The following is a 12,434-nucleotide window of genomic DNA, read 5'->3' as shown; positions in this document are numbered from 1 at the left end:
AAGGCTTTGTCTATAATAGCAAGATTTTAGGATTTAACCTGTTCAATACCAGGAGCCTTTGTAATTTACTTGCAACACCTTAAAAACTGGTTGCGAAATTACGACCACAAAAAACGCTGACCTCATTGAAGCCAGCGTTAAAATATAACCCATATCGGATTGCTAAAATGATATTTTGCAATCGAGACCTATTAGACGTTGAGCAAGTTAATTGGTAACCAAATATCCACCATACTGCCAGGCCCATTAGTAGCTAAAACGGGAAATAATAGGAGCTTTTTGTTAAACAATAGATACAAATTGGTCAAATACTATAGTCGTAAAAATGGTCATATTAGTTATATGATAGTATTCACTTAAAAGCTTCCTGTAAAGTTGTATGTATTTATAAACTATATAAAAAGTATACTGATAAATAAGAGATACTATTGTTGTTGTAAATCAGGAGATTATCTTTTTAGTTGACCCTTGCCCTTCATCAGACTCCTCCAACTAACTGCCTTCGGAATACGACGGTTAAAACCCGGATTTATGCCCGTTGATACACGTATTTATACGCTATGAGACCGGTTATCGGACGGTTTAACTTTGTCTTTTTGTAGTTCCAGTGAACAAGTAGTTGTTCATTTTTTTGGCGACTAATTATGTGTTGTATATCCTCGATTAATACTACATCAAATGACTACTCATCGCTACCTTACTCTACTTTTCTGCCTGGTTGCTGGTTCGGCGACGGTACAAGCTCAATCGATAGCCTCTTTAAACCCAGTAAGCCGTTCTTCGGAATCGAGACCTACAGAGAATGCCCCCCGCCAGCCAAAGGCAATGGTGGAAGCTCCTTTCTACGTAAAACTTTACGGCTTTTATAGTCTGTTGACGCCAGGGTCGCAGGTGGCGACCAGTTATACGTCGGGCTTGTCAGGCATGACGAATTCGGGTTTTAAAAATAACAGTTCCGGATTAGGCGCTGGCCCACGAGCTGGTATCGGTGTAGGGGTAATTGTCAGTGATTTTATTAATCTGGGAATTGACGCCGATATGTTGTTTGGCTCTGCCTTAACAACGGAATATATCAGTAAGAGCTCTACCTATACATCGACAGGTACTACGACCACAACCTTAAAGGTCTTATCGATAACGCCAAATATTACCTTCAAAGCGCTGTCGCGGCCTGCCTATTATATATACAATCGACTGGGCCTCGTTGGAGGGATTATTATGGATTATAAGACGAATTCCAACAACTTATATGCACCTACTACAGGTACCTCTACCACAACAATTGCAGAAACTGACTATCGCCAGAACTCACTGGCAATTGGCTATCAGGCTGCGTTAGGGATTCAATTTCGCCTGAGTCAGAGCTTACGGGGATTTGCTGAGATCGTTGCCTATAATCAGTCGTTCAAGCCAAAGGAGTCTTTGTATACATCAACCACAACAAATACAAAAACGGGTATAGTAACCAGCAAATCCTCTACCATCTCTCAATACAAGAATGAGGGCGAATATACAAACACTAAGCAAGATGGTATAGATGTCTATCAATCAGCTAGTTATAATGTGGTCATGAATAGCATAGGTGTGGGGGCTGGCTTAATGTTCCGGTTCTAAACCAGCGTTAGGTATGCCACAGCCATATTATGCATTGCCACTGCGCCTGGACGAGGTGCTGCAACATAAATCACATCCAACCTGCTCACTGCCGCAGTCGATTGCCCAGAATCTTTTTCTGATGCTGACGACTCACTTTAACGAGTCGCGATTTGATGAATCGTTTGGGTGTAGTTTGTGGGACGAAGATTTCTCCAATCTGGCGAGCAGCCGCTGGAAAGAAGATATACGCCAATCGATTGAGGCATCGGTGCTTAAACATGAAAAGCGATTAACCCAGGTGCGGGTTCGGGTCGATCTGACCGATCAGGAAATGCAACTTGACCGAACAAATCGCCGGATTAAACGACGACTCAGTGTCTGGATTGATGGGGTGCTGGCACGAACTAATGAGCAATTTTCGTTTCAGCGCAGTCTGTACCTGGCCCCTCTTTCCACCGAATAACGTTTTGCGTTCAATGTTTCAGGTTTCATATGCCAGCGTTTTGAACTTGGAATATGAAACCTGGAATCTGAAATAACCTAACCTATGGCTGTTACTGATCTTGTTTCGGAAGGCTTTGCGCGCGAGCGGGTTAAAGCCCGAATGTTGCGTCGGGCTGCGGATTTATGGGGTTACGCCGAGACGGACCTCGATAGCTTCGACCCGCTGGTTACATTGTTGATTGAAGCCTGTGCTGTGGAGTTTGAACGAGTGTCGGTAGCCATTGGAAATACCCAAACCCGACTGCTCGACCGACTGGCGCAAGTGCTTCACCCTGAGCCTGATGTTGCCCGTCCTGCTTTTGGCGTTGCGCAGGTTCGATCGGTTGAGCCCAGGGCTTCATTGTCTGCAACCACGCAACTCGTCTACAAACGGGCCGGAGCCTCGCGTACCGACTCTACTAATGCACTTGAAGCCTATTTCTCGCCTGTTGATGCCTATTCAATTGTCGACGGAGCGATTCGCTACATGGCTACTACCGATACCCTCTACCGAGTAGACGAACCGACGCAGAAAGCGCCCATTGCCCAGCGCCAGGGACTACCAGCCGTGCTTCCTTATCAATCGGTATGGCTGGGACTAGAGCTGGACGAGGATATTGCGTCGTTGGAGGGGTTGACATTCTTCTTCGACTGGTCGTCTGAAACGGACCGGACTGCTTATCAATCTTTTCCGGCGACTGGCTCATGGTGGCTAGGCGGACAGGAACTACGAGTTCGGGCGGGTTTATCTGAAAAGAAAGTGCCTACTTCGTCAAATGGGCTTTTAGGAGACGAATTCGACGTCATGAATAAGGTTGAGAAACAGGCATTAGTTGCTTATGAACGTCATTTCGTGACCATCGAAGCAGCACCAACCTTTAAATCGTCAGGTATGCAACGGCAGGCATATCCGGCACAGGTCGGACAATGGTTTGCTGAGCGGGAATTGCGTACGGTTCGGGAGTCGCTTTGGTGGGTCGAACTACGGTTATCGCATACGGTTAGTTCGCAGGCGCTGGAGGGGCTCATTGTTGGGCTGAACTGTTTCCCGGTTGTGAACCGGCGCCTTCACCGAATCACGTACCGACTTCAGCAAAATCTTAATATCATTCCGCTCGAAACCGATCGTTGCTTTTTGGCCATGCGGGATGTTCGAACGAATCAGAATCGCCAGCTCACATCGATTCCCCTTGGTAACTTATCGGATTTGGCCACGGATACCTACACCGTGCAGTATGGCGTCAGCCGATTCGATGACCGGGATGCTCGTCAGGCGCTGATCAATATGCAGGATTTACTACGGGATGAAAGTGCATCATTTGCGGCATTGGGCGAAGATTTTCTGACGTCGGTTATTCGGGAACTGAATCAGGCACTGGCGCGGCTCGAAACAAAGGTTGATCAGAAAACGCGCAAGCGCGATTCGATTCCGTATCTGATCGTTAAACCCAAACAGGCGGGCGAGACCGTATTTATCGAGTATTGGACCTGCGATGGCGAATCAGCCAATCGTCTGCCCGTGGGGAGCCGACTCGCTCCCTATTCCGATAGCACATTGCGTAAGGATTCTGGTTTTCTGATGACAGCAACCACGGGTGGCCGCGAGCGCTTGAAAGAATCAGAAAAGATTACGCAGTATAAACGGGCATTGCTGACCCGAAATCGAATTGTAACCCTTGAAGATGTGCGTGTTGTGTGTCAGGCGGAGCTGGGGCATCACCTTCAGTCGGTTCGTGTAGAACGGGCTTTTCGTGTAGACCCACTGCCCACAAACGGTTTTCAACGGTGCATTCAGGTTAGTCTGGAGCCATCTGCAAGGAGCACTTATTCCGATGCCGATTGGGCGCAGCAGGCTAAGTTGTTACAGAGCAGTTTAGAGGTACAGTCGGTATCGGCCTTGCCCTATCAGGTTATTGTTGTAGCCCATTAAGATAAACGTTCGAATGGAACCACTAGCCGATTATGTCACCCAATTAAAGCACCTTCCGATTGACCTGCGGGCCGAGATGGTGCTGGTGGATATGCTGGAAGACGGAATCTCGCTCGATGAGCTGATTTTGAATCCAGTAGGCGCCTTCAAACGGACATTTGGGCGTGACATTGTCCGAACCAAGTGGATTGAAGCACAGTATAAATCACAGCGATGGTTGCAGATAGACCTGAATCGGAGTGGCTTATATGATTTGCTGCCGGAGGGCGTTTTTCATCAGCCAACATCGAATGATGCCTCAGCGTCGAAAGAAGCTGTATTGCGCGAGATAAGTGTGCAGCGCGAGCGCGAGCAGGCCGCCCGCCGATTTTTCCTGCCCATCGAGCAGGAGTTTTTTCGGCAGCGTGTCCGGATTGAGCAGGAGCAGCAGACATTTCTTTCGGATACGAATCCGGTGCTCTCAGATGATCCGCTGGCCTGGTTCTGGAATTTGCCAGATTTCCTGATTCCCATCCAGACAAAACGCCTGCTGTACCTATTGCCCTTGATGCATAAACTGGCGGGCGATGTTGCGGCTATGACGACCTGTCTGGAACAATTGGTTGAAGAGCGGGTGAGTCTTCAACTTGATTCGCCGGGAATGGCGTTGGTTCAGGCCAATACGCCTGCGTTGGGGCAGTGGGAGTTAGGCAACAGCTCGGTATTTGATGGCTGGCTGAATAATGAGGAACCCTTGCTTCGAATAACCGTGCACATTGACCGGAGCGAACGGGTAGTTGATTACATGCCAGGGCATAACGGTATTCGACTGATCGAATGGCTGACCGGCTATTTAGTACCCTTAGATACCGATGTCCAGATCGATCTGGACACATCGGCACTGAACGATTCGTTTCTATTTACCGACAATAACTCATTGAGTCGACTGGATTTTACAACACGAATATAAATGTAGGATATAGGCTGTATTTCATTCCAATCGACATTTCCCCTACATCATACATCAAAAAAGACCCCCTCTACCATGACTGTTCCTGAACTTAGTTACCCACCTGTCAACTGGATTGATGGAATGAAGATTGCCCGACGGCATTTTACCGAATGGGAAAACTTCATGCACGATCAGTTGCGCGATAGCAACGCGTTGGGGCTATCCCGATTTCGCTACGGCATTCTGCCAGCTGATAATGCGCTTGATGTGCAGATCCAGTGTGATTTTAACCAGCAAATCCGGGTGCAACTGCGCAGTTGTCGGGCCATCAGTCCGCATGGTGGCCGGATTGACTACCACAGTCCAGCCGACTCACTTACTTGCTCGACATCGTTTGCATCGTTGGCCGAAACCTATGGCTTACAAACGGGCAAACCGCAGACTTTTGACGTACTCCTGACGGTCGATCCGTTTAATCGTATTCCTACGGGCGAGCCCATTCTGACCGAAGTGCCCCCGCGTCATCCGCATACCCGCCCCGATTATCGGCTCGATGTAGTGCCCTCAACACAGGTCCGCGCTAATGAGCTGAATCATCAACTGATTGTGGGCCGGGTTCGATATGGCAATGGAGAAGTGCAGCAGGATACCGATTACCTCCCGGCCTGTACATCGATTCATAGTTTACCCCGATTGCAGCAATGGCATCAGCAATTTGGCAAACACCTCGAATCGCTGGAAACCAATGCCTATAAAATCCTGCAACGAACAAAGGAGAGAGACCCCAAAAATGGCCTGCAAAGTAGTACGCTACTGATGGCCGAACGGATCGCCTTTATTCTGGGCGACATCAGTACCCGGTATAGCTGGATTATTCCTTATGAACCACCCGTTCAAATGGCTGAACTGCTGCTTCGACCTATTCAGGCCGTTCGGGTAGTTATGACCATGTTGAGTGGACGGGAGCGCGAAGAGTTCATCGGTTACATTGGTGAGTGGGCCGATTTAACACCGGGAGCACTGGAAGCACAGCTCAATGCAACCCTGCAATTGCCTTACGAACACACCGAATTAACCAACTTGCTCACGGCGTTGGATACGTTTTATCGCACCCTGTCGAATGTGTTTTACAAACTGGCGCAGCTTGATTTCATTGGTAAACGCAAGGGACAAAACGTATTTATCATTGAACATGAAGTGAAAGAAACCCCTCCCGAAAAACCACGTTCACGCTGGAGTCCCCTGGGATAGAACCGCTTAATAAGTAGAAATCAGCGTCTGTCCGAAAATAGATTAACATTGATTCTCTTAAGTTGCTAAGTTCTATAGTTCAAGTTCCTGAATACTGACCTCAATCTTGACTGACCTTAAAACCTAACTCTATCAATCCTCTCCGCTTACCAATGGAACCTCTCAACAAACCCGAACGACAGCAGGCTTTCAGCCGATTTCTGGGTGTATACTGTCTTTCGCTTAGTGTGCCATTATTGGCAGTTTACCTGCTATTCAGCGCTCCTAACTACGTGCTAAAACAGGAAAACGCCCGACTCAATGAAACCCTGACTGAACAAACGCAGAAGCTGATGAAGCGTATGGATGGGGTAAGTGCGGATCTCAAAACCATCCAGACAACCGATCAGGCTTATCTGAAAGCAACAGACATTGAGAAAGGAAGTCTGAAAAACCAGCTTTCAGGCTTAGAAAACGGACTTCAGCAACAAGTAAATGGGCTTAAGGCCGACACCGCACAGTTACAGCCCCTTAACAAGCAACTTTCGTATGGCATTATTGGAGCCTATGATGCCGTGCTGACGTACCGCAATAGCATTAGCTACCTGCGCGATCTACTCGAAAAAGAAGGTATCGATGCCAGTCAGGTCGATAAACTGACGGCAGCACTTACCCAGGCTCGTCAGGAAAATGAAATGCTCAAGCTTTTGGCGGCTAAAACGTCGGCACCAGCGGCTGCGCCAGCACCTTCGGGTGGGGGAGGGCCTAACTACCTGGCGCAGTTTCAGGAATGCACCGCCAAAATGGTAGACGCGCAACGGCGGATTACGCAGCTTCAGGATCAACTGAAAGCGGCCGGTACTACACCAGCACCGGCTGCGGCTCCTGTAGCTTCGGGCGTTTCGCGGGCAGATGTCGAAATGGACGTGGTGGATCGTTGCGAGAAAAAAGCTGATGCCACCAATCGTCCTCCGCTCTGGCGACGCCCCTTGTATGAATTTGCCATAGAAACGCTCGAGCGAAATTCTCGCCCTGACGCCAAACAGCGCATCACGGCCATCAATGACAAACTACGTCGGCTTGGTTCTGACTGAGGAATAAACTGTCAGGCATGGTCAAGAGTAGTCAAGTGTGTCAGACATTGTTATCCAGCCTTGACAACTATTGACCACTCCTGACAATGCCTGCCCACTCTTGACAATATCTGACAACACTCGACCACATCCTGACTCATTTTTAAACTCCAATTCTGATGGCGTATACGGAAGAAGTGAAGCGAGCCATACAGATTGCCCAGGCTCTGTCTAAGGAATATCAGAACGAATTATTCGCTCCGACACATTTGCTAATGGGGCTGTTGCATAACGAAGTCGGCATGGCTTCGTGGCTGGCGGTTATTGGTCAGGATGTGCCCTACCTGCGCGAGTGGGCTGAGGTGCGTTTGGAAGCTAGCCCCAAATCGAGTCGTTTGTCGCCCAACCCGCCGGGCGATGGGCAGGTAAAAACGGCTATGGAGTTGGCCGATCTGGTAGCCATGCAGTTGGGTAAAGCGCAAACCGATCCTGTCTGTGTATTGGCTGCTTTGCTTAAACCGGGCGTGGCATTCAGTGCCGAGCAGCTAAAGAGTCTGCCTATAACCCAGTCAGAACTAATGCAGGCCGCTCTGGCCGATGCTGATGTACAAACGGCGGTGGCACCAGATACCAAAGAAAATGGTGCGAAAATAGCCCAATCACAGGCGGGTGTAGCTGGACAGGCGTTATTGCGTTACTGCGTCGATAAAACGGCGATGGCTGCCGAAGGTCGTTTAGATCCAATTATCGGTCGTGACCGGGAAGTGCGTATGATGACCGAAACCCTGGGTCGACGGACGAAACCGAATGTTATTCTGGTAGGTGAACCGGGGGTTGGTAAAACCGCGCTGGCAGATGGTTTCGCCCTGAATATTGTAGCTGGCGAAGTTCCTAATCATTTGCAAAATGCCCGCTTGCTTGAGCTGGATCTGGGAGCATTAGTGGCAGGTGCTTCGTATAAAGGAGAAGTAGAAGATCGGTTAAAAAGTATCCTGAAAGAGTTGAAACAGGACACGAAGATCATTCTGTTCATCGACGAGATTCACCAACTATTGGATAGCCGGGGGCCACTGGGCACTGGCGTCGCCAATCTCCTAAAACCCGAATTAGCCAAAGGGAATTTAACCGTCATTGGGGCTACAACGCTCGATGAATATCGGAAATACATCGAAACGGACGAGGCTTTTAGCCGCCGATTCGATGTGTTGCGGGTAGAAGAGCCCAATGTTGACACCGCCATCCAGATGATTCAACGGTTGGTGCCTTTTTATGAGCAACACCACCAGCTCAATGTCGGGTCCGATGCCGTAGCCGAAGCCGTAATACTAGCCAAACGATACAGTCGCAATCGTCGATTACCCGATGCCGCTGTCGATCTGCTCGACCGGACGCTCTCGGCAGTTCGGATGATTAGCGAGCGAACACCCGTTGAAGTTGCAAAACTGACCGAACAACTCGACCAGCTAAGTGCTGTATCCAACGGGCCTGATTCGCTGCGTACCCTGCGCTATTTACATCAGGAGTTGGAAAACAAGATCAGCCCGATTTTGCTGGCGAATCTGTTGGCCGATACCACGTCTGATGAAGAATCCGCACCCGATCCATTTGAGTCGGCATCGACCTTAGCTGAGCATATCCGGCAAACGCTCAGTCGCCTGGCCGATCAGGTGGCTACGCCGAAAACCGACGTCGATCGCCATGATGTAGCGGCTGTGATCTCGCACAAAACGGGTATTCCACTGGGGAAGATACAGAGCCAGGAGCGCGATAAACTGCTGGCGATGGATGAGGTCCTGAAAAAGCGGGTCATTGGTCAGGATCATGCCGTGAAAGCTGTAGCTGACGCGATTCTGGAGGCTCGGTCGGGCCTGACGAAAGCGGGACAACCCATTGGTTCGTTCTTTTTGCTTGGTCCAACCGGAACCGGAAAAACGGAACTGGCTAAATCACTGGCTGATTTTCTGTTCAACGATGAGTCATTCCTGATTCGGTTCGACATGTCGGAGTTCAAGGAGGAGCATTCGGCAGCGTTGCTCTACGGCGCTCCTCCCGGCTATGTTGGTTACGAAGAAGGAGGGCTGTTGGTAAACAAAATCCGCGAGAAACCGTACTCGGTTGTGCTGTTTGATGAGATCGAAAAAGCGCACCCCTCGGTGTTCGATATTTTTCTGCAAATTCTGGACGAAGGCCGCTTGCACGACCGGCTGGGCAAGGAAGGAGATTTCTCGGATGCTGTTGTGCTGTTTACCTCAAACATTGGTAGTCAGCTGGTTATTCAGCGGTTTGGGGAAGGGCAGATTCCGGCCAACGCCGAATTGATGGAAACGATGAGCCGCCACTTCCGACCGGAGTTTTTGGCCCGCCTGACCGAGATTGTTCCTTTCGCGCCGATCTCCGAGGAAAATGCCGTTCGGATTTTCAATCTGCACCTTCGTGGCCTAACCGATCAGCTCACCAAACAAGGTATTACGCTGAACCTTACCCCCGAAGCCCAACGACATCTGGCCTTATCGGGTTTTACGCCACAGTATGGTGCCCGGCAACTCAAAGGCGTAATCCGAAATCAGCTTCGTCGGCCGATTTCCCGGATGATCATTGCGGGCGAGGTGACAAAAGGATCAACGATTCAGGTAGGCCTTCAGGGAGAGGAACTGCAATGGGAAATTACCCACGAAGAAACACCTGCTTCACAAGTATTATCAGAATTAGTCACAAATGGTCAGGTATTGTCAGGATAGCAGCTTATTAACTGTCCTGACTATACCTGACAAATCCTGACATCGCCTGATTATTAGCCAATTATGCCACAACCAGCCGCTCGTTTAATGGACATGCACGTTTGCCCGATGCAAACGCCTGCTGTAGTGCCCATTCCGCATGTAGGTGGGCCCATCATGGGACCCGGCATGCCAACGGTACTGATTGCTGGCCAACCAGCCGCTGTTATGGGCGATATGTGCACCTGTGTAGGGCCTCCTGATGTGATTATAAAAGGCTCGGCAACGGTACTGATTGGTGGAAAACCCGCTGCCCGAATGGGCGACACAACGGCTCACGGAGGCAGCATTGTAGCTGGTTGCCCAACGGTATTGATTGGCGGATGAAGTATTGTTCAAGGTTTCAGGTTTCATGTTCCAGGTTGGCTGACGCGTTAGCTGCTATGACTATCAACCTTCAACTTGAAACCTTGAACCTGAAACAATTAATGTATTGATTTCTAATTTTTTACCTAACTGCATGAATTATGTTTGACTACGGAATTGGTGGACAGGAGCGCAAGCTCAACGTTAGCGAGAGTATCGTTGACATCCCCCAGAACAAAACCCTCTTGATTGAGAAACTAACCACCGACCCTTCGTTCAGCCCGGAAGTGGTTGAAGGCTTAAAAAATGTGGGCGAAGTATTTGCCCATTTCAAGCCAGAAAACGAAGTGGAATTTGACACTGAAGAAGGTAGTACCATCAGTGAAACGCTCCGGTTTAACTCGCTCGCTGATTTCGGTAAGAAAGGTATCATTGCCCAAAGCGAATACTTACAGCAGTTGAACATGACCTTCGAAGATTTTCAGAAATACGTCAAGCAGCTCAAGTCGAACAAAATCCTGAAAACCATGCTCGAAAATCCCGATGGCAAAGCTGCCTATATGGCGGCAATCCAGGCCATGATTCGAGAATTGGAAGAAGCGAAATGAAGTATTCTGTTTATGGTTTTCAGTTTACGGTAGCTAGCTGGCCCAACTGGCTGACTGTCAAAAATGATGACGCGCCAGCCAACCGTAAACCGAATACTGTAAACCACAACCCCTAAAAATCTACATGGAAGCCCAGAACAAACCCTTGAAAACAGGCGAAAAACTCGCTGAAGATATCCCCTCACTCGAAGCCAGTTCGGCCAAATTAGCCAAATACGGCGGCTTTGCTATTCTAGAAACCACATTAGATGGGGTTCAAAATATGAACCCAGAGAAAAAAGCCCGTAAAAAAATCTTTCTGACCGAAGAGGCAAAAGCAGCTGAGCGAGCTGAATTAAAGAAACGGCTTGAGCTAATGCTTGAGTTGTTAGGAAGTGCCAACACCGTGGGCGAAGTGGCCGAAACGGCGCAGAAGAAAGCCGAAGCGGCTCAAGAACTCCTGTCGCAAAATCTATTGCGAGCCTTTGAGGCCAACCGAAGTCTGGAGCAATCATACCGGTCGGTAGCTAGCTTTTATGCCAATACAGAACAGGATAAAGCGAAGAATGTCAACATTATGAACGCTGAGCCTGAGCAACTGACCGACCTCGATAATACAACTTATATCGATGCGGTGGCCGAAGAGTTTGCCCGCACCTTCGATCGGCTTGACTTACGTGACAGCTACTCCCTGCTTGTACTTCCGGGCTACTTAGGGTCGAAGAAAGTAGTGGATAAATGGGCACAGATTGCTCATAAAAACAAGGTCATGATGGTGACTGATTTTCGACATCTGGATGCGCCCGAAGATGTGGTCGATTTGTTCGAATCGGCTGATCTGACGGGGGGCGATGCCTATCTCTCAAACGTAATGATGACCTGTAACTGGCTGGCTGGGCGAGGTAAGCATCAGGATGTGGGCGAAGAAGAAGACCTCTATGTGCCCGGAGCAGGTGCTTTAGCCGGGAAACTCTATGCCACCGTTATGTCGCAGGTGTCGGCTGGTCGCAAACATGGTGCGCTGAACGAAGCGGATGGTGTCCGATTCCCGCTAAAGAAAAGTGAAATTTCGGCGCTGGAGAAAATGGGATTGATTCCGATGGTAAACGAATACGGAAAGGTGATGCCTTTCTCTGCGAAAACACTATTTAACGGCGATAATCTGGGTTTGCAAACATATTCTGTTGTGCGGGTCTTCGATTACATCACCAAAGTATTGATCGATTTTCTGAACCGTCGGGCGTTTGAGAATTTCAACTACAACACCAAAGCTGATATTCAGAAACAGATTGTTAAGTTTCTGGACAATGTAACTGGGCCCGGAAAACTGATTGAGAAGTTCAAACTACTGCGTTTTGAACAGGACCCCAAGCAAAAAGATCGGATCTATCTCGATATCCATATGGTGCCGTATTTCCCGGCCAAGACGTTCCTGCTCAAACTCGACGGCCAGAAAGGCGACGATCCGGATTCGGCCGAATGGAAAGCAGACTACGATCAGCAATAGACTTACTTAATCAT

General features: G+C 49.0%; 10 protein-coding genes. All 10 read left to right on the top strand.

Annotated features, from left to right (window positions below; genetic code table 11):
- The first annotated feature begins 678 nt into the window (after positions 1 to 678).
- Positions 679 to 1,614, top strand: coding sequence for a hypothetical protein (locus ACYVGR_RS04635; protein WP_460954108.1), 936 nt, complete (start codon positions 679 to 681; stop codon positions 1,612 to 1,614).
- A gap of 13 nt (positions 1,615 to 1,627) precedes the next feature.
- Positions 1,628 to 2,059 (top strand): GPW/gp25 family protein, encoded by a 432-nt coding sequence (locus ACYVGR_RS04630; RefSeq protein ID WP_460954107.1) that lies wholly within the window; start codon positions 1,628 to 1,630, stop codon positions 2,057 to 2,059.
- A gap of 84 nt (positions 2,060 to 2,143) precedes the next feature.
- Positions 2,144 to 4,009, top strand: coding sequence for a hypothetical protein (locus ACYVGR_RS04625; protein WP_460954106.1), 1,866 nt, complete (start codon positions 2,144 to 2,146; stop codon positions 4,007 to 4,009).
- 13 nt (positions 4,010 to 4,022) lie between these two features.
- Positions 4,023 to 4,958, top strand: a complete 936-nt coding sequence (locus tag ACYVGR_RS04620; RefSeq protein ID WP_460954105.1) for a hypothetical protein — start codon at positions 4,023 to 4,025, stop codon at positions 4,956 to 4,958.
- 75 nt (positions 4,959 to 5,033) lie between these two features.
- Entirely contained in the window at positions 5,034 to 6,191 is a 1,158-nt protein-coding gene (locus ACYVGR_RS04615; protein ID WP_460954104.1) for a hypothetical protein, read from the top strand.
- Positions 6,192 to 6,343: 152 nt separating this feature from the next.
- Entirely contained in the window at positions 6,344 to 7,264 is a 921-nt protein-coding gene (locus ACYVGR_RS04610; protein ID WP_460954103.1) for a hypothetical protein, read from the top strand.
- Between the two features lie 158 nt (positions 7,265 to 7,422).
- Positions 7,423 to 9,981: an ATP-dependent Clp protease ATP-binding subunit gene (locus tag ACYVGR_RS04605; protein WP_460954102.1), complete on the top strand. Its 2,559-nt coding sequence runs from the start codon at positions 7,423 to 7,425 to the stop codon at positions 9,979 to 9,981.
- Between the two features lie 63 nt (positions 9,982 to 10,044).
- On the top strand, positions 10,045 to 10,347 hold the full coding sequence (locus ACYVGR_RS04600) for a PAAR domain-containing protein (protein ID WP_182461743.1): 303 nt from the start codon (positions 10,045 to 10,047) through the stop codon (positions 10,345 to 10,347).
- A 140-nt stretch (positions 10,348 to 10,487) separates the two neighbouring features.
- Positions 10,488 to 10,934, top strand: coding sequence for a hypothetical protein (locus ACYVGR_RS04595; RefSeq protein ID WP_460954101.1), 447 nt, complete (start codon positions 10,488 to 10,490; stop codon positions 10,932 to 10,934).
- A 124-nt stretch (positions 10,935 to 11,058) separates the two neighbouring features.
- Complete coding sequence (locus ACYVGR_RS04590; protein WP_460954100.1) at positions 11,059 to 12,420, top strand: DUF5458 family protein; 1,362 nt, start codon at positions 11,059 to 11,061, stop codon at positions 12,418 to 12,420.
- Positions 12,421 to 12,434 lie beyond the last annotated feature (14 nt).

The organism is Spirosoma litoris, assembly GCF_054776755.1.
This window is presented reverse-complemented; position numbering and strand designations above follow the sequence as displayed.